This window comes from Halalkalicoccus subterraneus (assembly GCF_003697815.1).
Taxonomy (GTDB): domain Archaea; phylum Halobacteriota; class Halobacteria; order Halobacteriales; family Halalkalicoccaceae; genus Halalkalicoccus; species Halalkalicoccus subterraneus.
In genome coordinates this window covers 117,607-140,615 of the sequence record NZ_RDQG01000016.1, presented here as the reverse complement: position 1 = coordinate 140,615, position 23,009 = coordinate 117,607, and the positions used below count along the sequence as shown (strand labels likewise).

Here is a 23,009-nt window from a genome sequence, read left to right as displayed (position 1 = left end):
CAATATCCGTGTCAACAAATATGAAGAAATCAACATGTAACATACCCCACGTAGTGAAGATAAAGTTTGCGAGTTCATGTAAATATCCAGGGTCCGTGTTCGCGGTCGAAATAACGTATACGCCACGTGGGGTTGATTGCCAAGGAACACATTGGTCAATTTCAAATCCACCGGCCTGTAGACCTAAGGTCGCGTCTGGTCCGACACAGCCTACTTCCATCGAACTTGTTGAATTTTCGGAGTATCCAACACCTGTACCCTCAACACAGAACGGGATAATTGGCCGCTCACGGTGTGTGATTCCGGTAACCCGTAGGGTAGGCATTGATCGCCGTGGACCATGCATATAACCGAAATAGTCTCCGAATGGTCCTTCATCACGTCGGGCGTTCGGAACGATCTCGCCCTCAATGATCAACTCAGCTGTTGCGGGAACAAAAAGATCATTAGTTTCACACGAGACGAGCTTGATTGGACGTTCTTTGAGACCCCCAGCGAAGGCTACCTCACTCCGTCCAGTAGGGATCCACATAACGGAAGTGTACTGAACAGCGGGTTCAGCGCCAACAGCGATTGCAACTGGCATTGGTTCGTCCTCCCGCTCATACTTATAATAGAAGAGATTCGGCGTCTGTTCACCGGCCAATAAGAGTACGCTTGCTGTCTCATTATCATGAATCATTGTTCGGTGATATGACCAATCGATCCAATCCGAGTCTCGATCAGGCGCAATCAGTGTATGAAGGTTCGAATATCGACCGCCATCTCCAGCATGGATATAGGGCCATGGGAATTCAAGTAGGTCAACATCTGCCTCCAGATGTGTGACTTCCTTGCAGGGAGCGTCCTCTGGAGAAACCGTCACTGGTTTACGTGGATTCTGGAGTCGGGAGATCGTTTCTCTGTAGAACTGTTCTCGAGGGATGTCTCGCGGTAGACCAATACTCTGAGCAATCCTGTCCCATTGTCTTTGTTGGCTCCCACGATACGGATCCCCTACTAAGCGGTAACCGTCAACATTTTTGAATAATGGTATTTTTGCATCACGTTCGTTAGCTAGCATCGTCAGTGCGCTAGCCTCAAGATTCCATGATATCGGGTCATCAATACTGATGAGGTCGCCGCCTTCGTCAAGTTCCTGCAGATAGCTGCGTAGACTATTAATTGTCATGTTTTTCCTGTTCGGTGTCGGTTAAATTCTGTCTTTCAAAATTCACTTTTAAATCGACATACTCGTCTATAAGTTCTGGATACGTATTGGAAAGGTATTTCATCATAATTGTCCGACTCGCTTGTGAAACAGAACTATATTGGCCAGTTTTAACTAAGTAACGAAGTATTGTTTTTACTTCGTCAGATCGAGTATTAATAATGTTCGCATCCTCCTTTACTTCTATTAGTGCTGTACGGAGGATCTCTCTATCGATACTTTCGGATTTGATATCAGTTTTGAGAATGTCAATATACCACTGTTCTTCTTTATTTTCGTGAGGCCCCTTAACTACAGTCAGCGGGACAGGGTCGGAAAGCGTGTCAGAATTTCGACTTACCCGTGCCTGCGTACTGAATATCTCCCTTGTGTCTTTATCGCTGATCTGGAGCGTAATTTCCTCGCCCTCGGGTTCGGGTGGAAGGTTGGCCTCAGATGTTACATATTCCTCGGGCATACGCCGTGATAGTCTTTTCAAGCCGAATAAATAAGCTCTTGGTGTGTAGTACCATGTTTGTCGACGCTTAGTGTGTTCAGAATTGGCGTGCTCTCTACAATGTACACCACCCTGCAAGTGTTCTCTACTGAACTCAGTAGAGCGCACCTGTGATATGAACACCACCCTGCAAGTGTTCATTAGTTTGCTGAGAACGATAGAGGAGAGAAGCATCGACACCACCCTGCAAGTGTTTATTGAGGCTCAGTGTCCAACCATAGGGAGCGTCACGCGAACCTGAAGAGGTCTCGCTGTTCGGCTTCTAACTCATCGGGGGCTTGGTAAGAAGTGGCCTGGCCCTTCTGATAGTGTTCAAGTATGTCATAGACGTTGCTGGGCAAGACACCACCGAGACGAGAGTCTTGTTTACAGGCGTTGATGATGTCTTCAGGAGCATCTGTGACCTCATAAATATAGGTCCGACCTCCCTTTCGGCCGAGGTTGCGTTCTGTTGATCGCGCAAGTCCAAGCATACAGAGTTGGTCCAAAAACTCGTAGAACTTTCGCTCAGAAACCTGATCTGCATTGACTGAGGCTGCAAGCTTTGTATAGAGATTGTAGACATGCTTTGTCCGTGCTTCTTTCTGAGGTTCAATGACCATCAGCGTCGTCGAAATATACGCTAGCCCTTGTTGGATAGAGAGTTTATCGTCAAAATAGTCAAGGATCTCATCAGTCTCGATATTTTCCGTTGCTTCGCGTACGTGATCCTCATTGACGACAGACGATCCTTCCATCCGAGCATACTCCCCGGACTTCTCCAGAATCCGAAGTCCCTGCCGAACGTCACCCCGTTCTTGTGCTGCGAACGCTGCAGCAAGTGGAATCACATCAGTGTCAAGTACACTATCCTTGAACGCGAGATCGGCATAATACGAGAGAATGTCTCCAAGCTGGCTTGCATTATATGGGCCAAACTCTATTTCTCGTTCACCGAGTGTTGATTTGACTTTTGGCTCAAGCGCGTCAACGAACTTCAAGTTGTTAGAAATCCCAATGAGACCGATTTTTGCCTCGCTAATCGGCGTATCTTCGTTAGCTTCGGCTCGTGGTAGATCATAGAGGAAGTCATTACGAGCATCAGGAGGGATGTTGTCGATCTCGTCAAGAATAAGAAGAACATTGCCTCCAAGCGATTCGATTTCTTCGTACAGGAAATTAAAGACTCGATCGGTACTATGGCCGCTTTCAGCTACTTGATCGTCAGCTGGTCGGAGCTCATTGACGATAGTCGTAACGAGACGATAGGCTGTTTTGTAGTGACGGCAATTAATCGGTCCTACTACGTGGAGAGGTACTGACCGTCGCTTCGCCTCGACTTGCAACTTCTCACGCATCCATTTCGTCACGGCAGTCTTTCCAACACCGGTCGGTCCATATACGAAGACGTTGTTTGGTTCGTGACCCTCAACGATATCTTGGAGTGAGTTTGTGTAGAGTTTGATTTCCTCTTCCCGATGCATAATCTGGTCAGGCTCATAGGAATCCTTTTTGAGAGGTTGTTTCCAAGCAAATATCTTGTCTTCGTTCTGAAACGGGTTCTCGTCGTGGTCCATCTGTGATTGTTGAGTTGTATCGTCCGTCACCCCCTACTATCATAAATCTTCGTACCGCCGTTCAAGTGTTACATCTGTTCTAATTACTTATATACCCCACACCCACCACTCTGCAAGTGTTCCAGATGAATCGAAGGTACCTGTCTTAGTGAACAGCAGTACAAGATACGTTTAAGAGTATGAGAGTCGGTACCAGCAGTCACTGAATCTTATTAGGAACCACTGATTTCGTCTCTACTACTAGTACTAGTTCTAGAATATAGTTTATAGTTTAGGGTAGAAGCAATCCTCACCTCCTATAATCAGTTCTAAAAGGATCTAGATGGGATTCTCGCTATAGAGTGTTCTCTATTATATACTTCACCTTGTTTGTAAACCCGGAGAGACGTTCTTGGAGTCAAGAACACTTGCAGAGTGGTGGGTGTGTCCTAAACGTTACTCTCCTCATAGCCTTGTGCAACTATCCTATACCAGACCCTTCTGATGTTGCACAAGGTGGAATATCGATAGATGCTTCTCCTATAACTCTCGAGCGTTTTCACCGGAATCTCTTAACACAAGGTAACAGACACTTCGAAATACTTGTGCTGAGAAACGATTTTTACAAATTCTCCGTTGAGTTGGCCAATCGGCTCTTGAAGCTCCGAACGTCCTATACCTCTCGCTCTTATATCCCGTGATACAATGAATTCCGATGAGCGGCCAGCAGTCCGCTATCGATTTGCTGAGCCAGTCGATCTTCTCACAGCCTTCGAGAAAGCGGGGATTGAACACTTAGAGGTCTCGAATGAACGGACGATCGTTATCTACAATCGGACGATTTTCAATGTTACCGCTCCTACTGGCCGACTGAACGATGTCCAGACGGTCTCGATTGAGGTGTTTGATATCTCACCTGATGTCGATGCGGATACAGACCCGGTTTCACTTATTGATCGTTTGATCGAGGAAACAGCTACTGTGATCAGCAGTGATTGGGAACGCCACCACGAGTGAGTAACTCCTCTACCTCTCTTGAGGGACTGACCCTTTTTGCTAAGCGATCTCGGCGTTAGATCTCTGAAATACGCTGATAGTCGTCGTCAAGCGCATCAGCATCCTCCGGGAGGAGGGCAACCACAATATACGATGCATACTGCTCAAGATACTCGACTAGCTGTGCGATACGCTCCGAATCGATCGCCTCTAATGAATCTAGCAGAATAAACGGCATCTCCTCGTGCACATCGTGGACGAGATAGCCCGCCAACGCCAGCACTAAGCCAGTGACCTCGCGCTCACTTTCACTCAAGTGTTCGACTGAATCCTCGTACGTTGTGCCGTCGTCCGTTTGGCGCGTGACGTGGAGGTCAAAGGTTGCGTCCGCTCTCGAATCTGGATTTTTGTATTCGAGCCAAATCCGCGCGAGATTGCCATAATCGAGGAGCTCAACAACAGTTGCCATATGCTCATTGAACGCCTCGATCGCCTCGCGCTCGACACGCTCGATACGTGTCCGGAGATCCTCGAGCTCTGTGTTGATCTGTTCGCGGCGGGTTTCGAGTTGCTCTCGTTCTGCAAGCTGTTCTTCGAGCGTCTCGATATCCTCCGTGAGGGCGTTTTGCTTCCGCTCAAGACGATCACGCTTGAGTTCGAGCTGGGTGACCTCTTTCTGGGCAGCTAAGAGTTCCTCGTCGTCGTCGTCAGTTTCGACAGCCGACTCTAACTCCTCGATCTCCTTGAGGAGGTCTTCTCGCTGTGATTCGAGTTCAGCAATTCGATCAGTCCGGTCGGCAAGCTCTGCTTCAGTCGTGTCAAGCGCTCGTTCGAGCTCAGTGCGTGTGTCTCTCGTGTTCGCGTAGTCTTTTCGCTGGGCTTTGAGTTCCTCGAGTTCTCTGTTGAGTTCGTTCCGCCGCTCGACTTTCTCTTGACGGAGATCCTGGAGGCGAGAGACGGTTGCTTCGATCTGTTCAGTATCGACTTGCGAGCCACAGGTCCAACATGTGACGTCCTCTGCCTGATCTGCCAGCAGCTGGTCCGTGATCGCTCCTCCGTCTGCTTCTGTTTGTGTCGTCCCGTGCTCATCGAAGAGATCTGTCACACCGTCTTCTGTTATCTGCTCGTTGAACTGAATAACCGTCTGCAGTTGAGAGACAATTTCATCGAGTTCTCGCTTGCGACCACGAATCTGCTCGATCTGGCCGGCCAGGTCGTCCAGTTCGCCATCATCGACTGTTGCAAGCTTCTCGAGTTCCGCTTCGAGTTCGGACTGTTCGGCTTCGAGTGAGGTGACACTCTCCTGCTCGGTTTCGAGATCGTAGGTGACGGTTTCGAGTTCTGACTGTGTCTCGCGTAGCGAATCGAGCTGGTCGGAGCCTGTGCGTTCGGAGTCAGATTCTTGGACTGTCTCGAGTGAGTCACGCGCGTTTTCGAGCTCTGTTTCGGCGGTTTCAAGCTGGTTCCTAACGCGTGCGTGCTCTTCTTCGAGTGAGTCTCGCTCACGGCTGGCCTCCGAAAGGTCGCTGAGTTTCGTGTCAATGCCACGCTTTTCGGCCTGTAGTTGGCTGATCCGGGCTTCAATCTCGTCGACGTCGACGGGCCGAAGAATGAGTTCACGAAGGTCATCATTGCGGACGACGGCCCGTCGAGCGGGATTGGATTCAAGCAAGAAGGCGAAGAGCTCGGCTAATTGTGGCTCCTCGAGATAAGGATCACCGGCGAATGCAACGCCGTCGTTTGTGCGCGTTAGTTCGCGAGTGTAGGTCTCTCCATCGAGATCGAGGGTAACGGACCCCTGGTCGGCATCACCTTTGAGTGAGGCTCGGTCGCTGCCGAGAGCGGCCATCAGTGCTTGAAGGAAGGATGTTCGATTGGTCGCGTTTCTGCCGGTAAGGATAGTGACGCCGGGTGTGAAATCGAGAGTTGTGGAGTCGATACCGCCGATGTTTCCGACGTCAACGTCGGCAGTTGCTTTGTGAAGAGAAGCCATCGTGTGGCTCGTTCTATGGTTTTGTCTTCAATAAGCGTTCAGATGCTTCTCTCGCCATGGTACGCAGTACGTGTTGCGTACGTACCGTGGTGAGATAGGACGTCGCGTAGGAGGAGTCGACGTCTGTGTTGACAGTGAAGGAGGGATTGTTTTCGCTTCTTTTCTGCTTGCGGAAGTATCCTCAACTCTCCTCTTGTTCGACGATGCTCGCAAAGGCGACGTTCGACTGGACAGTGTCAATTTCGACCGTCACTTCCTCATCGGGTTTAGCGTCCGCGACGATCACGACGAACCCTCGTTCAACACGGGTAATCCCATCTCCTTGATCGCCGAGCGTATCGATCGTTACCGTTCGAATCTCGCCTTCTTCGACCGGTGGTTCCGGCTGATCTGCCGTCGATGACGGAGCGGAAGCGTCAGCGGATGATGCTGTGTCGTGGCCGTCATCAGCTGTGTCCTTGGTCTCAGCTGGAAGCACGGCGACCTGATAGACTGCTCCTGGATCGACCGCCGCTTGATCGACCAACTCTTTCGGAAGCTCGATCTGCATTCGTCCCTCTGTTTCGGTTGGGCGAGACGTAATGAGCGCTTGAAGACGGTCTGGAATCGAAATCATTGATAGTTGTCCTCTGTAGGCGACGACACGTAGTTCTACGGAACTTATTTCGGCAAATATGTCTGCTACAGCGTGTTCTTTGCTGCGTGTCTCCGTTCTCTCTCTAGACGATGTCGATGAATCGGTCTACAGGTCCCTCCCTCCCTGAGCAATTTGAGGCGCTTCGCGATGAGGATCCTCGGCGCTACGGCCTGCTCGAACGCCACCTAGAGGACCTCAGACAGACACTCGAACAGTCAACCCGGAACTACGCCTCGGCCAAACAGCTGTATGCGATGTGGGACGATCCGCCGTTCCCGCCACAGATCCTCGGCCAACTCCTGAGTACGATTGCCGATCTCGGAATCCTCCGGGTGCATGCCCATCGAAGTAATCGGAATCGATACGACCTCACCGCGTACGATCAGGCGCGGATGGATCAGCTTGCAGTGATCGTCAGCGACGAGACGGAGTCTGCGACCGGGTAACCTTTCTCGGAGTGATCGCCCGTGGTTAGGCTGCTTTCAGCGTGTCGTGGAGGTACTGCTGTTCCCACTCGCGACGCGCGTCGAGTTCTCGCTGGCCACGCGCCGTGAGTTTGTAGACGTTCGTTCGACGGTCCAGCTGTGATTTTTCGACGAGCCCCTTGTTGACGAGCGTATCGAGATTCGGGTACAGCCGCCCGTGATGGATCTTTTTGTCATAGTAGCCTTCGAGTTCGTCTTTGAGTCCAAGGCCATGTGGATCGTCTAACCCATCGATGACGTAGAGTAAATCCCTCTGGAAGCCGGTGAGGTCGTACATATCTCTAGATTGCCCACAATCCTTGTCAACTTATTGCATGGTATACGCTACGAGAGTGTCTGATTTAACACTCGGATCGACGCACGCCGACGAAAATAGCGACGGCACTTTTTCGTCCGACCAGCGGTGCTCCCCTCTCTACGTTCGGACGCAGACTACTCGACGAGCGCTTCGATATCGCTGGCCCGATCGCCGTCGGTGATGAGCTTCGACGCTCGCCACTCGAGCTCACCGAGGAGGAGATCGTAGCCCTCCTTGGTCAGTTCGTACTGGTTCGTGCGTTTGTCAATTGCGCTTTTTGCGACGAGCCCGCGCTCGACGAGTTCGTCGAGGTTGGGGTATAGTCGGCCGTGATTGACTTCAGTGTCGTAGTAGCTCTCGAGTTCGCGTTTGATGGCAAGGCCGTACTGGGGTTCCTCAGCAAGGACGGTCAGGATGTTTTGCTGGAACGCGGTTAACTCGTGTGCGGTGCGCTGTTCAGTCTCTGGTGCCGATTGTGCCTCTGACATCCTCTTGAGCGTGACTGTCATCCTAAATAACTGCTTGGAAATCGACTCCATTTCACTTAGAGGGATCAGCGGCGAAACGTGCTCATAACTGATGAGCGGCCGGTTTTGGACGAGACAACCGAATTCCTAACCAGTCGTCAGTTTTGTTCACACGGATACCTCACGAGCGGTACGTCGATCTCCCTCCTGTTCTCTGCCGAGAGCGATTCGATGGGTGGCATTGGCTCAATTGGAGGACGAAGATCCCAGGGGTGCATGTCGATCGAGAGATCTTGGGTTTCAAGCGCGACCTCATAGAGGACCTCACACCCGCATGTACACCGACCGGGGTCGTTGTCAAGGACGATCGCGTGCTCGCCGTGCAGGTTAAAGTCGGGATCGAGTTCGTCCGGGATATCGATACGGACACGGTCGCCAAGTTTGAGGGTCATCACGCTGTGTGGGCCCGTCTTGTGGTATAAACTCTTGGCCGGGCTACAGGATCGTTATGCCTGTCCAGTCGGTCGATTGTAGGCTCCGCTGGTGGGATCTCAAGTTATGTTCTGTGGAACGACGAATCGGCCTGAGGGGGCCGATAGCGATTTCAACCGGCGGCAGGTACTCCGCCAGCAATTGTGCTATGGTGTAGCGTGATATAAAGGTGGCGCGGAGGTCTATGTTCGTAACCTTTCAACGAGCGCGAATGATTTGCAGTGACTGGCTGTGTCAGAACCTTGTGCAACATCGGTAGCTCCTGAACGGTGATTGTTGCACAAGGTAGTTAATTATGCCTGGCTGTGGTTGCTCGTGCTTTCGAAAAGACGCCTATTGAATCGGAGGCCTCTACAGGTACTTGCGATAGGTGTCCGGACTCGCGGGAGCGTAGTTACCGTTCTGTTCGACGAGATCACCGCGTTCGAGTGCTGTGGCGATCGCTTGGTTGACCGCTTCGACGGGGTAGGTACTGTTCGCACAGAGATGAACGCGGATTTGGGCGGCGCTGATCGCCTCGGAGCCGTCGTTGCCGGTGTTGTATTCGACGGTGCGAACAACCCGGCCGATCATCTCATCAGTGGCGTCGGACATCGTCTTTTATGCATATGTGTGAAAAAGGTAATTAATAGGTGGGCTGATTTTTTCGGTGGCAGGTCCAAGGGGGGAGTGGTTCTCTATGGTTTGAATACGTGGCCTTCAGCTCTTCTCCATGGGCGAGGTACCGGAATAAGTGGGTAAACTAGGTTCAGTTGGCGGTGCTTGAGGTTGACGGCGAGGAGTAGTCTTCTCGGTGCTCGGTGATCGGTTTATAGCCTTGTGCAACAAGTCGGCTATCTATTGGAGCGTGTTGCACAAGGGCGCTTGGAGTATGATGGTTTGTGGTCGGCTAGGATCGTGGTTTACTGGATATTCTCGGCGGGCACGAGGTCCTGGTGGCGAAAGGCAAGCGGAAGCGGCTCGCCGGTCTCGAGTTCTTTGAGTCTGTAGGAGTAGGCATCCGTCGGCCGATCCGTTTGGACGTCGAGATCGTCGGTCAGCACGTCGACGACTCCACAGACCGTGCCGTGGGTATGGGCATCCGGGTCAGCTGGATCGAGATAGATCCGAACTTCGTCGCCTGGGACGTAGGGGACCGAGGCTGGTTGAGGAATGTCTTCCACTACTATGGGGTTGGTTCGATATGGCGTATCAGTCTATCGCTGGGTGTAGCGGATCTGATTGGAACGAAGCCTCCGGCAGCTTCTCGCGATTCGCTGTCAGTGCAGTAGTTGGGCCAGTTCGCGGTCGTTGAGGTCCCAGTAGTGAGCAATGTCGCCGAGTAAGGCGTCGATTGTATCACACTCGTAGCACCGACAGTCCTCGTGTGTTGCGGCGGTGAGTGCGCGAGCGATCAGTTGCCAGTCTTCGAACAGCCATTCATCGGGGGTTCCGGCGGCCATACGCTTGGGTGGGTCCGTCTTCCGGGATAAACTCTCGGAGGATCTGGGTTGGTAGTCGAACGTGGGCAGTGATCGAGTAAGAATACACGTGGAAATCGGCCCACTGGGCGAGGGCCGACAGCAATCTCTGTCGACGGCAGGTACTCCGTCGACAACCGTGGTACAGAGTGGCGCGATTTAACTCCGTCGTTCTGTTTCAGTGGTGCCTTGTGCAACAGCGTGGTTTTAGCACCGACGTTGCACAAGGTGAGTCACTTCTGGAATGAGGAAACCCGTTTGTTCTCACTAGAGGCTCGGTTCCGTACCAACGGCCAACACTATGTGTGGCTCGATACTGGTGATAGTACGTCTTCTCGATAGTCCGGAGATCGAACTCGCCTGGGTCTCAGTTACGGAGTTCAGTGAGGAGTCGCGGATAGTCAGCTATTGCAGCGGCTTCTCGGTATCGGTGCGTCTTTTGTACCTGAGACCAGATCGGGCGGTATGATCTTTTCCATCGATGCTGACAGCAAGGAACTCAACCGGCTCCACGGACAATCATTCTCGGATCTGGGCTTGCTCGAACGCCAGGACCTCCAAGAATGGGTGATTGAAGAACCGCGAATCCTTGGAGAGGAGCTTCTCATTATTGCCTCTGAGTACCAAAACTTCGAACAGACTCGCAACCGACTTGATGTCCTTGCGTTAGATACGTCGGGCCAACTCGTTGTGATCGAGTTGAAACGCGATCGAGCTGATGAGACGACTGACCTTCAGGCGATCAAGTACGCAAGCTACTGTGCAACACTCACGGCAGAGGATATCCAGAGCGACTACCGACAGTTTTGGAACAGCCGACGTGAGGAGGAACTCTCCCCTGAGGAAGTTGGTGAGCAGTTCGCTTCATTCCTCGATGATTCTGTCGACACTGACATTGAGATAACGAGTGAAGGATGGGCCGACTTTGATCTTGACGACAAGCCGCGAATTATTCTGCTCGCCGGGAGCTTCGGGATCGAGATTACGGCTCCCGTGACGTGGTTGATTGAGGAGTATGGAATGGAGATCGCCTGTATCCGAGTTGAGGCCTACAAAGATAATGGGCGTATATTGCTCAACAGCCAGCAGGTAATCCCCGTTCCAGAGGCCGAGGAGTACATGGCTCGTCGGCGCGAGAAACAAGAGCGCCAGCAGCAGAGTGACCGCCGGCGTGCTGCGATCCATGTCTTACTAGAAAGTAGGGTACTCGTTGAAGGGGATATCGTTGAGTTCTGTTCGGCACAAAAGCCGCCCCGAGAGGAGTGGCAGATCGATCCGCCGGCGGAGTTCTGGCAGGCGCAAGTAACAGGTCAGACCGGTCGATCGAACAATGTTGAGTGGTTGTATGATGGGGAGGAATATTCGTTTACGGGTGTGTCTAAGGAGATTCTCAATCAGCTTGTCGATCGGCCTCATGAGAAGGCGTTGAATGGGTACCAGTACTGGTGTCATCCCGAGTTCGAATCACGGACACTGAGTGATCTACGCAATAGTGGTGAGTCGGCTTCTGAGCGGAAGGAGTTGTAAATTGAGGTCGGTTCTCTGTCGTGACAAATTTGTGAAGGCAACTGGTTTTGATCTACATCGTTAAATCAATGAGCCGCGTTCGATCGAGTAGTGGGATTTGATGGCCTCTCCACTATCTTTCCGGTTTTCAGATTTGATATATTCATTTATCCCACAGATATTTAACAATATGTTTACCTAAATTCGCAATTATAGTCGATAGTGCATGCAAAATCGCTACTTCGATAATAGAACTACGCGACGACGATTATTGAAAACGTCACTAGTTGGATTGACTGGTATTACTGGATCTGGAGTATTTGGATCAGCTGCAGCCCAAGAACCGGATGAGGATGTGACTGTTATCACAGAGCCAACTACGATCACCGAGTCAGGAATCTATGTTCTTGAAGACAATCTTGAACATGAGGTAAGCGAGGAGCCCGAGAACAACTATGACTTTGATCCATTTATCGAGATAGATACAGACTCTGCTACTGATGAGAGCGAAATTATTATCGACGGACAAGGCCATGAGATAGCAGGACGTGGATATGGAACCGCGATCCTCGCTCAAGAATATCATAGCGAGCCTGTTACAGTGCGAGATCTCACAATTCGCAACGTTACTCAAGCGATTTATTTCGAAATTGCTGGTGCCTTGACGCTCGAAAACGTGACAATCACGGAGTGTGATCGCGCAATCTCCTATTACGACAACGCCGAACTGATCGGCAAAGACGTTACGATTACTGAGAACGGGTACGGAATCAGCTCGGTTCGGTCTGGGGTGAGCCTTACAGACTCGACTATCGATAACAATACCGGGGATGGGATCTCGGCTAGCTACCTTAATCTAACAGATACGACTGTCTCACGGAATCAAACGGGCGTCGGCATTTTCCTCGGTGGCGGCACCATTGAGGATTGCATTATCGCCGAAAACGAGGAGTATGGGATCGATTCATCGGATGCCTATGATGTGGCAATTACCGATACCGAAATATCACACAACGGAAATCACGGACTCTATATCCTCTTCTCCTCGGATTGGGATGTTCAGAATAATGCTATCACTGAAAATGCTGGCTACGGTGTCTATATCGAACGGTCCACTAACAGCCAGATACTTGGCAACACCATTACCGGGAACACGGAGGGACCGATCTTCGTTAGTGAGGACTCGGAGAACATCACTATCGAAGATAATCAGACTGAAACGAAGGAGCCTGATCACGGTGCTGGCGAAGAAGACGGACAGGACGATAATGAACAAGAAGACGATCGTGACTATGATAACGATGACACAACCGAGGAGAAACGCAAGAAGAATAAAGGTAAACACAAGGACGAACGTACAGACAAGCGCAAAGGTAAAAGGAAACATCGAAAGTTCAATAATAGCACCTGCTGACAAAGGGACGACCTACTAGTTGTCCTCGCTGTTATCTTGGACTTGTTCGTTGATGCGGCTCGCGAAGCAATCCGAGGCCTGAAGATCCGGACACCGATTCGGGAGGTCCGGTTGCTTGAGGCTAACGCCGTTATTGAACTGCTTGAGAATTCGCTTCGAGATCCGGAGTTTCGGCTTGGTCCTGGTGGGTATCAGGGTGTTGGACTGCAGGACTTTTTCGTTGAGAGTGGGATTCTCACTGAGGCCGATGTCCGGGAAGAGCTTGGGTTGTGAGGGTACTGTCGTAGTTACTCAATGATTGCATCGGGCTAGAATATGTTCTGAAGTGAGTTGAGGCCGATTACTCTGAGAATTGCTCAAGTATCTCTTTATTGAGTTTCACTCCAACAGTGAAGAATTTGGGGCGAATAAATTGGTAGGTTCGAGCTGTAATACCGGGGTTGACACTCATCTGGATATAGGCCTCACGTTCGCTGAATCCGTGATTAGTCACCAGTTCGTTCATCATCGCGATAAAGCAGTTATCGAGAGCAGCCCAGGGATTACCAGCGTTCTGGGAAGAATCAACGTGGATAATATGGTCTTCGTCTTCAATTCGGAAAATTCCGGGTACTTCCTCATCGACTACTTCAACGCTCAGTACGATCTCTGACCAGGTTTCAACAGCAATGCCGGTATATTCGGAATCACTTTGCGAAGCATGCACGTCACCAGCGAAGAGTAAGCCCCCATCGTTGTACGAGTTGAGATAGACCGTACTTCCTTGAGCAAGATCGCGAACATCCATATTTCCTCCCCAAGGGCCCTGTGTCGTGAGAGGTTCTTGGACGGTGCGTCCGGGCGCTGTCACTATTGTCCCGATATGGGGATTAAGTTCCCACTCCCAATCGTGGTTATTAATCTCGAACCGAGCAGTGCCATCAGCAGTCGTTCCGCTTGGTCCTGGTTCAAGTTCGATCTCATGAGCGCGATTTATTTTGCAATCGTCCCATCCTTCTTTTCCAGGAAGATTTCCTAAGTTCTCGAGCGTCGTCGTGAATCCCCGTTGTGGTCGGATCTCTTCGACATGGACTGCAATCGTATCACCACTTTCGACACCGTTGACATACACAGGACCGCTGACGGGGTTAGCGTCGAATCCCGGCGGAGGCGAATTCATGACCGGAATGTCTTCGGTAGTAAAGTCGCCGAGTCTATGCTCAAAGAGTTGTCCCTTAAATGGATCCCATGTCTCGATCTTGAAACTCTCCCCTGGATCAACAGTGATGACCGGTTCCATGTCTCGACCGAACTCGAAGACACCCGATTCTTCTCGTGTGATCGTTTTCATGCCTCTGTGTGATATCTTGGCAGACCTATAAATAATTGTACGGTAGTGATGTGAAATAGATAGATGTCGCTACTGGGCCAACATGCCAATGGGATCATTGCTGATAGCGAGACCGAACAGAAGGAAAGTGGCTTCTCTGGGATAACAAACGACGACGGGGAGAATTTAAGCTGGACAGTGATACTCAGAGCAAGATCAAGAACTACATCGATACGAAGAGCCAGCAGCATACTGTTGAGTGGTTTCTGATTATTGCACCCGACTTTACTGAGACGGCCTGAACGAACGCGAACAAGCTCGAGATACAGGTCGGTGGTATCGATATTCGGTTAGTGAAAGCGGCCGATTTCGTTCGGCTGGCAGAACTCTGGCAAGAGGAGTATGCGGCTGCGGATCGGGAACTGTCGTTGTCTGTGTTCTATGGGTCCGATCTATTGGACCTCGAGATCGCAGAGGAAGCACTCAAGCGGGAGTTTTCCTGAGGATTTTTCGGTCCTCTCATTCTCATTGAGTGCTCCATGCCTAAATCGATCTCAAGATCCTGTTTGACAAGACCAAAGAATCTATTGAGGTGGTAACAAACTACACTACTGCTATGGCAACAGTCAACGTCATCGATGGGGTACGGTATGGTCTCGATTTGATTGTCTATATCTTCGTCATTGGTCTTGCGACTGGACTTGGCCTCCTTATCGGGATTGCCATTGGTGGTATCGATAACATTGTTTTCTCACTAATTGGTGCACTCCTCGCTCTTGCGAGTTTTCTTGCGTTTTATGCCGGAATGATGGGAATCCTCTATAAGGTAATTGCAGATGGCGTGACCGTTGGTATGAAAGCTGCCAACGAATCCTCTGAGACACGAACGCCTCGTCCTAAGTAGTTCTATTTTGAGTTCGACTCGCGGACGCTGAACGAGCTGCACAATAGTAGTGCGTTGGATTCTATCAGACTCTCAATCAAGATGGATTGTCTGAAAGCCGATACATATCCCGAATTGGTTATTAGGGGTGAAGATAACACTCAGAGATATGGGTGGTGCTTCCTCTCAATCGCTTTCAGATGAACAACTGAAATCTCAGCTCCAAGGGATGGACGACTATGATTTCGAGCACTTAATCGCAGATCTTTGGGAGCGGCAAGGCTGGCATGCTGAGGTAAAACAGCAGTCAGTCGATCGTGGTGTAGATGTCGTTGCCGAACGGGATGATCCGTTTCCACAGAAGTGGTTGATTCAAGCAAAGTGCTATAGCGGTACTCTCGGAGGACCTGATGTTCGAGAGTATGTCAGTCTTCAACACCGTCCTGGCGTGGACGGTGCGATTGTAGTTTCATCGGGCCCATTCAGTAAGCAAGCACGCCAGGAAGAGAGGGACCATAATCTGAAATTGATCGATGGTGATGCGCTTGTTTCCCTGATTAAGAACACCGATAGCTATGATTTGGTTGATCGGTATATCTCTGTAGAGAGTAGAATTGGTGACCAATCTTTTGATTCGTCGTATTCCTCCGAATCAATTTCTTCTGATTTAGCAGAGTCTCCTACCGCTGTTTCATCCGATTCAGCGGGTCGGAGCCAGTACGCGGAGCTGTCTGAAGAAAGAACTCGACTGCAGGAATACAAGGAAAAGGTGCAGACGGGGTACAACAGTAAAGAGGGGATTCGAGGCCTTGATCGGATCTTGTTTGAGAGTCCTCCAAGAACCCGCTGGTGGAAGGCGATTGTCGCTGCAACCGGTTATTGGATATTGCTATTTTTTATTTCAGGATCGTTGAATGGAGGGGTACTAGACGACCTAATGGCATTTGGAGCGCTAATCTGCTGGCCATTGTTACCGATTGCGATTTTTATGGATTCAAAGGTTGCGCCAGAGTATACAGCTGATTGGCGTCCAGATACATGGAAATATATTCTCGGTTCTATTATCCCTCTAGGTGGGTTGGTTGCTGGACCAGTCTATCTCATTCGTCGGTGGTGGTATGGCAACAATCGTGAGTTAGATGATGTAGAGGAGTTACGTGACGAGTTCAGAATCCTGTTTGAGGATTTCGATTATACGTACGATTGAGTATGCAATTTGCCTTCCACTGCATTACCTTCTCAAGCTGGTGTGCTGCTCTCCGAGGGCTGTGGTAAGTGTCTCCTCAATCTCTTTGAGGGCCGGGTCGTAATTCGCGTCGTACCGCTCACTCCATTTTTTGAGTTCGTCGAGGTCCATCATAATCCGTCAGAGAGATAGAATCGTGTACCTTGGGCATAGATAGTTCTGTTTCACGACTATATAAACAAGACTTAAATGAGAAAACGAATTCAGCAGACGGCGTCGAGTTGTTGATTCCGGCAATCGCTATCTGACTCTCCTCCAAATAGAAGTGTGGACTATGGGAGATAAACCACTCCGAGAACAGTACCGGGACCAAATCAAAACTGCTGATGAGATTGATAGCCAGGACGTGCAAACAATTCTGGCCGTGCAGCTACACAAAGCAAAGTTTCACCAAGGAAAGGCATTTGATGAGTACACCAGTGATCAGCCTATCCCCGAGACTATTCCCCAGGCGGTAGTAGAGGCCTCGCGACGATTCTCTGCAGCTCGAGGTGAGGTCTCAACTTCTCTGACCACACAGGACGCATGGAGCGGCATTGCAACTGATGAGCAGTGGATTGGTGCTCTCCCGATCCAGATGTACCGAGAACGCGAGGACGCCTATCTACGTGGTTATCCATTCATCATCGGCTTTCAGAATGGAACACCGCGTGTCATTCTAAACAAGATCCTTGTGTCGGACTCTTCGAACCTGTCTCTCGTCTACGGGAATGAGTGGGCCCGGCCATGGGTAATTGCACAGATACTCGATGCAACACGGTTCGATACAAAGGACCTGGTTCTCGCTACGATGAAGGCGGATGGAGCCCGTTACACCGATTTCAGTTATCTTCGTCAGATTGCATCTCGAACAGTCGCGACGTTTTTGGAAGAGGATTATCGAGAGGAGCTCCCAGCTGATCGACCGTATCCGTGGGATCCTCCGGAACAGGAGGGGATCAGGACCGAGCTCCTTCGCTATGACTCGAATCGGTCACTGCTCTCTGAGCTTGGGCACGGGGATTCTATTCGGGACCTGATTCAGATGTTCTTGGGCCACCAGTCGCCAAAAGGGACACCGCCGGATCGTGGTCGTACGCTGTAAGTTCTAAACAATGTCTAACGCTTAAATGATTGAATTCGCGGCTCTTCAGTCCTCGGCAGGAAATTGGCCGATATCGACGAATTGCACAATTGGTCCCTTCCAATTCCCATCTTCGTCGTAGTGGAGGTTGCTGTTCCATCTGAGTTCCTGCCAGATCTCCGTAAGCGGGTCACGTAATGAGTCGGTCACGTCGGCTTCCGCTAATGGGATTTCAGCTAGGTCGGTCGTGTACCGATCCGTCCGCAATGGCTGCTGCATAGCCGGACCCGATATCCGGGATTCGTAGTCGATGGTCGCACCTTCGGCATCTAGTAGGCTGATGAAGCAGAACACGGTGCCAGTCACACCCATCTCTTTCAATGCCCGAATCCCGGCCTGTACCGTGATACCTATCTTGCAATCCAGCGATTCCTTAGCATCCCGAGCATTGTTCAATAGTAGGCCGCTATCCTCACTCTCGCGGAACACCCATGTATCTACTGCTTCATACAAACCGTCCTTTCGAAGGTACGTGTAGGACCTATACGATTGTTGCATCCGTCCTTCTGCGTTCAGCTTCCCCTTCCCTACAGTCTCGGTGCCAGGATGGACGTTCAGCTTCCCCATCTGGGATAGTCCGGGGAGGTCATCGGAGCGTTGGACGTAGTTCCCGCTGAACACGCCATTCGGTATTAGGTGAACGACAGCTGTCGGGCCGCCCTCTAGATCACTTGCCACGTCTTCACGGTCTGTAATCAAATCCAGGCGTTCGTCACGCAATTCGATGATTTGGTCCAGATGGTCGTCGTTCCGCTTTGGATTGAAGCCGAAATGCCGTTCAGCAAGGTCCGGTCGTTCGTGGCCGGTGATACCGATGATATGCCGCCGGTGCAGGATCTTCAAGTCCCAGCCGTACTCCTCTTTAATCTCTGCCTCCATATTCAGTTCTTGCTGACCGGTCACGCGCTGGTTTGTCACGAACACCAAGAGGTCGAAAGACTCGCCCTGCTCCTTCTCGAGTTCCTCAACGCTCTTAGCGTCGTCCCGTAGCTTCCCACGCCAGTTGTCATCGACGCTAGCATGGCCGATTCCCTTCCGGCCGTTGATTTCGATGCGAGTGTCCCAACCGCCGTCGGTTCCGATGACACCGCTTTCGTGAACGTCATAGCCTTCGTTCCGAAGAATTTCGCCGGCGATCTTCTCGAAGGTTGTTCCGCCGGCTGAGTCGACGGCCCATTCGAGTTTATCCATGGACAGTATTTGCTGGGTGCGCCGACTAGGACCAAAAACACCAGTGCCTCAATTACGCTTCCATCTTATCTTGACGATGCTCCCGAGTCGATCCGTCGGGAGTTCGCCGATGTCTATCTCAAGAACCGGGGTCAACGCTAATCGATTTCTTATGGTATATCCTGGTGACGCGCATCCGAAGATGAATATCTACCTACAGGTAGACTGGGATGAGACGTAAGAAAAGCATCTCCCCTGTATTAACGAATTGAATATGTAGCAATCCACTTTCTGTAAATTTTCAGCTGGCTAAGATTCATGCTCTTTGCTACAGAACCTTTCTGACATGCCTGATCCGATTACTGCGTTTGCTGTTTCGACCCTCGCCTCTGAGGTCGCATCCTATGCTACATCGAAAGTAACCACTGCTGCTCGCAACAAGTATTCGGAGCTTACGTTCTTAGACGAGAAAATTGAGGAAGCAGCACAGGAGACTGCCAAACAATATCCTGAATTAGATCCTAAGACTCTTCCTGCCCTTTTTGACTCTGAGGAAATCACAGATCGAATTAATCATTTTCAAGACGGTGGGGAATTCCTTGATCTCAATGACATCCTCGCATCGGTTGATAGTAACATGCTGGACCCGGAGCTTGATATCTCCGAGGAGGAGTTAGCGACACAGTTTCTGAACATACTCCAGCAGAAAATAGCTGAAGACGATGATCTGGCGTTTAAACTACTTATTGCGTATAATCAGCGAATATTCGACTACGCACTTCAACTTGGAGAAACACAAGAAGAGATCCTGTTCTCTCTCGAAAAAGTAGCAAGTCGAGATCTCAATGAACAACTGTACACTGCTTTCACACCTATTGAGAAAAGATTCGGTCGGGGTACTATCGGAGGACGAAAACATACTAGCTCGTTTTACAATAGAGAGAAAGAATTTGATAAAATAACAGACTTCGTAAATTCGAGGTATGACGCATTGATTATAGGAGGTCCTTCTGGAATTGGAAAAACTCGGCTGGCCTTTGAAGCGGCCCTGAGGATTCAATCCTCGGATTCGAGTTGGACTGTTTACTCAGTTAACCCATTAGCTGATATTGAACGTGGTCTATCCGAGATCGATTTTGACAAAGAAGAGAATTTATTGTTCCTTTTGGATGATGCTCGGGACTCGGAAAAGATCGAGCTTCTGTGCCGTATCGTAGAGGAAAAAGAAAATGAGATTAAGCTTCTCTTTACAGAACAGCCTTGGTTTGTAGAAACTAGACAAAGAGAGGCTACACGCTCTGGCTTAGCAACAGAACAGGTGAAATTGGGGCCACTAGGTGCGAATGATATTCAAGACCTTCTACAAAATGAATACGGAATTCAAAATTCCAATACCTGGCGCTGGGTCACTAGCAATAGCGAAGGGAATGTCCTACTCATTCATCAATTGGCCAAATGGGTACTCTCAGACGAATTGGATGATTTGGGTCCCACATCGCAACAAGATGTATTTGGACTCGCTTTTGATCAAAACTTCGATGATCTTGAGCGATATGCATCACACACCAGTCTTGACCGGTCTACTCTAGAGCAGTATATCGGCTACCTCGCTACTATTGGACACCTTAACACAAACAATGACAACCTCATGGAGGAGTTCGTTGGTGTACTTTCATTAGACGAATCTGAGGAGCGACAATACCGCCGAATTGTGCGTTCTGCTGGTATCGTCGAAGATAACAACGGCCGGCTACAGATTCAGCCACTCGCTCTTAGAACGCATATAGCCTATAAAATATTCTTTGACGAATCCTCATTTAATTTCAAAGAAAATATTTATGATTCATTCTCTGATCACTCTGAAAAATCCTTGGTTGATACTCTAATTCGAATAGCGGGAAGATACGATTGCCGGGAAGCAGAACAGATTCTGGATAAGATTGTTGGGAAGTACATTGAATCTGTAGAGAAAACACCAATCACAGAGCGGGCTCGGATCTTATCTTACTTTGAAAATCTGGGTTACAATCAACCAGATCTCGCTCTGGAGCTTGTCACTACATTTATGGAAGAAGAATTGCCTAATGACGCCGATGAGGAAGATGAAATTTGGATACCAGGTTTATTGGAGGACCCAACTCCTGCAGGGAATTTTCTGCTTCGCTGTATAACGATACTCTGGCATACCTTATTGCAACGTCCCGAAGATACTACCTCTCTTCTGATTGCGATTGCCCGAGACTATCCTGGATCCGCGGTTAGAAACAAAGTTTTCCAATATATTCGGCAGGAAATTGAGCCGAGTACAGAGAAACATCCTGAAGCCCAGCTCAAATTACTCTCTGTACTTGAGGATTATCTACGGTCAGGATTAGATGTTGAGCTCAGGATCGAGCTGGTTGAAGTTATTGGTAACCTCTCTCGTGAGCAAATAGAGGACCATTTTCAAGATCCAGCAGAGAGGCACAGATTCTGGTTCCAGCGAGGTCCATTACCTCTTTCTGAGCAACGGAAGCAGATTCGAGTCGAAGGAGTCAAGATTTTGTTCGAACTTATCTGGAAATCGGATTCGCGGCAACTCAGGAAGAATACAGCCGAAAAAATAACTCATTTCTGCACTTCTCAAGTCAGATATAAGGGGAAGATAGGAGAGCTGATCAATCGAGACGAACTGGCTCTAATTTACCGCTCAGCCACGACCTATGCTTGGTTCAGTAGAGACTTAGATTGTCTCCAGCAGCTTAACTCTCTAACTACCCGGAACATAGAAGGTTTGGAGATAGAAGCAAGTGCAGTTGCACTCCAGGATGCATATTCAAACAATGAACTGTACCAGCAGATGCGGCGGATGAACCCGCCAATTCGAGGATTGGAGGAGCAAGAGGATCAGATAACGGGTTATATTGAAACGATTGATTCGCCGTGGGATGCTGAAATTGAGCGGTTCAAGGAAGTGCTGGACCATTCCAGTTCAACATATAATCATTTCTTCCGATTACTTGGCAAGCTGAAACCCGAGATGGGAGAGCAAATTCTTGAAGAAACTCCTGACGCGCTCAAACCATGCAGAGTATCTATCATAACTGGTATGAGTATCTCATCTCCAGAGAAAGCAAAGCGAATTGCCGAAGAAGCAGTTGACCAGAATATTGTATCTGAGGCCTGTGCTGCGATTAGGCAGCTGCTGGTTTCCGATCGGGCATTTGCCATCGGTACCTATGAAGGATTGTTAGAGGATACGGCCCCATATACGGAAGATGAAGCCATTCAACTAGCAAGGTGCGTCCATGGTGAATGGGAGGACAACCAGAATTGGACTGAAAGTAAACTGGTGGAGGTTCTCGCTGCTTCAGACGAAGTTACCCCAAAACTGCTCAAATCTGTTCTACGCGTGCTTCCGGTACATGATGATGAAGAATTACAGACTGTATCGGAATCCTTACTGATCGAAATATTGTCAGCGGCAGAGACGCTCCAGAGTTTGAATGAGCCATATGGTTTGAGGATGATCATCTCGGAGAATGCGGAACGGAATCCCAAGGCTTTTGTCGATTTTTGTCGCAAAAGAGTCGAGTACTGTGAGAGGAGGATAGGCTTATTCCCCCACGACTTTTCGCTTAACAAGTCACGAATGCGTAATGGTACGCAATATTCAAAGGCGGTAGAGACAGTAGTTAGGCTGATCGTTGATCCAGATGAATGGAGTATCTATGGTGGCTTGTTTGCTGTTTTCCCGACTGCTGAGATCGTGAAACGATTCATTGATAATATCGAGAACTACTCTGAGGATGAAATAATTCGAATTCTGCATTACTGCGACTCAGCTCCACTGAATGAAGACATTGACCGGCTTCTGAGAGCGTGTATGGATAGAGGGATAGATAATATTCGGCGAAATGATCGTGCCCAGTCAGCAGTTTACGATGTAATTATCAATTCGACAGGTGGCCGGATTGTCCCGGCTACTGAGGAACCGTATTCACGTCAATTTGAACTCATTCAAGGATGGAAAGACGACGAGAGTCTTAGTCCGGCAGTCCGTCAGTTTGCCCGTAACCTTGAGGATTATCTTTACGATATGGTTGAAGAGGATATTGGCCCCGTCTAAATATCAAGTAATCCAGTATTGATCGCAGCTCTATTAGACTGAGTTCGATACGGGATAACGGTCGATTTCGAATGATAAGATTCTCGATTGTCGTAATGATCTTGTTCTGAAAACGCATAATAGCACTACCGAATCGTTAATACCGAGTGGGTGAGACAAGCGGAGCATAACGCCCCAATCG

At 49.7% G+C, this 23,009-nt stretch carries 23 protein-coding genes; 9 read left to right on the top strand and 14 right to left on the bottom strand.

What is annotated here, in order from left to right:
* The 3 genes from EAO80_RS04630 to EAO80_RS04620 all read right to left on the bottom strand — a co-directional run.
* Positions 1-1,171, bottom strand: a 1,171-nt coding sequence (locus EAO80_RS04630) for a UbiD family decarboxylase (RefSeq protein ID WP_162993887.1), incomplete at its 3' end; no start/stop codon positions are given.
* Positions 1,161-1,667 (bottom strand): hypothetical protein, encoded by a 507-nt coding sequence (locus EAO80_RS04625; RefSeq protein WP_122088754.1) that lies wholly within the window; start codon positions 1,665-1,667, stop codon positions 1,161-1,163. The genes EAO80_RS04625 and EAO80_RS04630, both read right to left, overlap by 11 nt.
* A 266-nt stretch (positions 1,668-1,933) precedes the next feature.
* On the bottom strand, positions 1,934-3,262 hold the full coding sequence (locus EAO80_RS04620; RefSeq protein ID WP_122088753.1) for a Cdc6/Cdc18 family protein: 1,329 nt from the start codon (positions 3,260-3,262) through the stop codon (positions 1,934-1,936).
* A gap of 684 nt (positions 3,263-3,946) precedes the next feature.
* On the opposite strand from EAO80_RS04620, the gene EAO80_RS04615 reads away from it, so the two are divergent.
* Positions 3,947-4,258 (top strand): hypothetical protein, encoded by a 312-nt coding sequence (locus EAO80_RS04615; RefSeq protein ID WP_122088752.1) that lies wholly within the window; start codon positions 3,947-3,949, stop codon positions 4,256-4,258.
* Between the two features lie 55 nt (positions 4,259-4,313).
* Here EAO80_RS04615 and EAO80_RS04610 read toward each other — a convergent pair whose 3' ends face one another.
* Positions 4,314-6,230: an archaea-specific SMC-related protein gene (locus EAO80_RS04610; RefSeq protein WP_122088751.1), complete on the bottom strand. Its 1,917-nt coding sequence runs from the start codon at positions 6,228-6,230 to the stop codon at positions 4,314-4,316.
* Positions 6,231-6,411: 181 nt separating this feature from the next.
* The gene (locus tag EAO80_RS04605) at positions 6,412-6,780 is read right to left on the bottom strand and encodes a TRAM domain-containing protein (RefSeq protein WP_211330640.1); all 369 of its coding nucleotides are present in this window, start codon (positions 6,778-6,780) and stop codon (positions 6,412-6,414) included.
* A 182-nt stretch (positions 6,781-6,962) separates the two neighbouring features.
* On the opposite strand from EAO80_RS04605, the gene EAO80_RS19975 reads away from it, so the two are divergent.
* Positions 6,963-7,313 carry a hypothetical protein gene (locus EAO80_RS19975; protein ID WP_245998455.1) on the top strand — a complete coding sequence of 117 codons (351 nt, stop codon included), beginning with the start codon at positions 6,963-6,965 and terminating at the stop codon, positions 7,311-7,313.
* A gap of 25 nt (positions 7,314-7,338) precedes the next feature.
* On the opposite strand, the gene EAO80_RS04595 is transcribed toward EAO80_RS19975, so the two are convergent.
* From EAO80_RS04595 to EAO80_RS04570, 6 genes are all read right to left on the bottom strand, one after another.
* The gene (locus EAO80_RS04595) at positions 7,339-7,629 is read right to left on the bottom strand and encodes a PadR family transcriptional regulator (protein WP_122088749.1); all 291 of its coding nucleotides are present in this window, start codon (positions 7,627-7,629) and stop codon (positions 7,339-7,341) included.
* 155 nt (positions 7,630-7,784) lie between these two features.
* Positions 7,785-8,138 carry a PadR family transcriptional regulator gene (locus EAO80_RS04590; protein ID WP_122088766.1) on the bottom strand — a complete coding sequence of 118 codons (354 nt, stop codon included), beginning with the start codon at positions 8,136-8,138 and terminating at the stop codon, positions 7,785-7,787.
* Between the two features lie 137 nt (positions 8,139-8,275).
* A complete protein-coding gene (locus EAO80_RS04585) occupies positions 8,276-8,572 on the bottom strand; it encodes a hypothetical protein (RefSeq protein ID WP_211330638.1) in 297 nt (98 codons plus the stop codon).
* Between the two features lie 388 nt (positions 8,573-8,960).
* The gene (locus EAO80_RS04580) at positions 8,961-9,203 is read right to left on the bottom strand and encodes a hypothetical protein (protein ID WP_122088748.1); all 243 of its coding nucleotides are present in this window, start codon (positions 9,201-9,203) and stop codon (positions 8,961-8,963) included.
* 308 nt (positions 9,204-9,511) lie between these two features.
* Positions 9,512-9,772, bottom strand: a complete 261-nt coding sequence (locus EAO80_RS04575) for a hypothetical protein (RefSeq protein ID WP_122088747.1) — start codon at positions 9,770-9,772, stop codon at positions 9,512-9,514.
* A gap of 96 nt (positions 9,773-9,868) precedes the next feature.
* Positions 9,869-10,051, bottom strand: coding sequence for a hypothetical protein (locus EAO80_RS04570; RefSeq protein ID WP_122088746.1), 183 nt, complete (start codon positions 10,049-10,051; stop codon positions 9,869-9,871).
* 483 nt (positions 10,052-10,534) lie between these two features.
* On the opposite strand from EAO80_RS04570, the gene EAO80_RS04565 reads away from it, so the two are divergent.
* The 3 genes from EAO80_RS04565 to EAO80_RS04555 all read left to right on the top strand — a co-directional run bounded on the left by EAO80_RS04565 (position 10,535) and on the right by EAO80_RS04555 (position 13,262).
* Positions 10,535-11,596, top strand: coding sequence for an endonuclease NucS domain-containing protein (locus tag EAO80_RS04565; RefSeq protein WP_122088745.1), 1,062 nt, complete (start codon positions 10,535-10,537; stop codon positions 11,594-11,596).
* 205 nt (positions 11,597-11,801) lie between these two features.
* Positions 11,802-12,989, top strand: a complete 1,188-nt coding sequence (locus EAO80_RS04560; protein WP_122088744.1) for a right-handed parallel beta-helix repeat-containing protein — start codon at positions 11,802-11,804, stop codon at positions 12,987-12,989.
* Between the two features lie 42 nt (positions 12,990-13,031).
* On the top strand, positions 13,032-13,262 hold the full coding sequence (locus tag EAO80_RS04555; RefSeq protein ID WP_211330637.1) for a hypothetical protein: 231 nt from the start codon (positions 13,032-13,034) through the stop codon (positions 13,260-13,262).
* Positions 13,263-13,329: 67 nt separating this feature from the next.
* Here the strand turns inward: EAO80_RS04555 and EAO80_RS04550 are convergent, their stop codons facing one another.
* Positions 13,330-14,319: an acetamidase/formamidase family protein gene (locus tag EAO80_RS04550; RefSeq protein WP_122088742.1), complete on the bottom strand. Its 990-nt coding sequence runs from the start codon at positions 14,317-14,319 to the stop codon at positions 13,330-13,332.
* Between the two features lie 595 nt (positions 14,320-14,914).
* On the opposite strand from EAO80_RS04550, the gene EAO80_RS04545 reads away from it, so the two are divergent.
* Both EAO80_RS04545 and EAO80_RS04540 read left to right on the top strand, forming a co-directional pair.
* The gene (locus EAO80_RS04545) at positions 14,915-15,202 is read left to right on the top strand and encodes a hypothetical protein (protein WP_122088741.1); all 288 of its coding nucleotides are present in this window, start codon (positions 14,915-14,917) and stop codon (positions 15,200-15,202) included.
* Positions 15,203-15,350: 148 nt separating this feature from the next.
* Positions 15,351-16,388 carry a restriction endonuclease gene (locus EAO80_RS04540; RefSeq protein ID WP_122088740.1) on the top strand — a complete coding sequence of 346 codons (1,038 nt, stop codon included), beginning with the start codon at positions 15,351-15,353 and terminating at the stop codon, positions 16,386-16,388.
* Between the two features lie 24 nt (positions 16,389-16,412).
* On the opposite strand, the gene EAO80_RS20570 is transcribed toward EAO80_RS04540, so the two are convergent.
* Positions 16,413-16,538 (bottom strand): hypothetical protein, encoded by a 126-nt coding sequence (locus tag EAO80_RS20570; protein WP_281272990.1) that lies wholly within the window; start codon positions 16,536-16,538, stop codon positions 16,413-16,415.
* Between the two features lie 163 nt (positions 16,539-16,701).
* Here EAO80_RS20570 and EAO80_RS04535 point away from each other — a divergent pair, with 163 nt between their 5' ends.
* Positions 16,702-17,511 carry a hypothetical protein gene (locus tag EAO80_RS04535; protein ID WP_122088739.1) on the top strand — a complete coding sequence of 270 codons (810 nt, stop codon included), beginning with the start codon at positions 16,702-16,704 and terminating at the stop codon, positions 17,509-17,511.
* A 45-nt stretch (positions 17,512-17,556) separates the two neighbouring features.
* Here EAO80_RS04535 and EAO80_RS04530 read toward each other — a convergent pair whose 3' ends face one another.
* Entirely contained in the window at positions 17,557-18,741 is a 1,185-nt protein-coding gene (locus EAO80_RS04530; RefSeq protein ID WP_122088738.1) for a hypothetical protein, read from the bottom strand.
* A 325-nt stretch (positions 18,742-19,066) separates the two neighbouring features.
* On the opposite strand from EAO80_RS04530, the gene EAO80_RS20220 reads away from it, so the two are divergent.
* The gene (locus EAO80_RS20220; RefSeq protein ID WP_245998454.1) at positions 19,067-22,828 is read left to right on the top strand and encodes an RNA helicase domain-containing protein; all 3,762 of its coding nucleotides are present in this window, start codon (positions 19,067-19,069) and stop codon (positions 22,826-22,828) included.
* Positions 22,829-23,009: the final 181 nt, after the last annotated feature.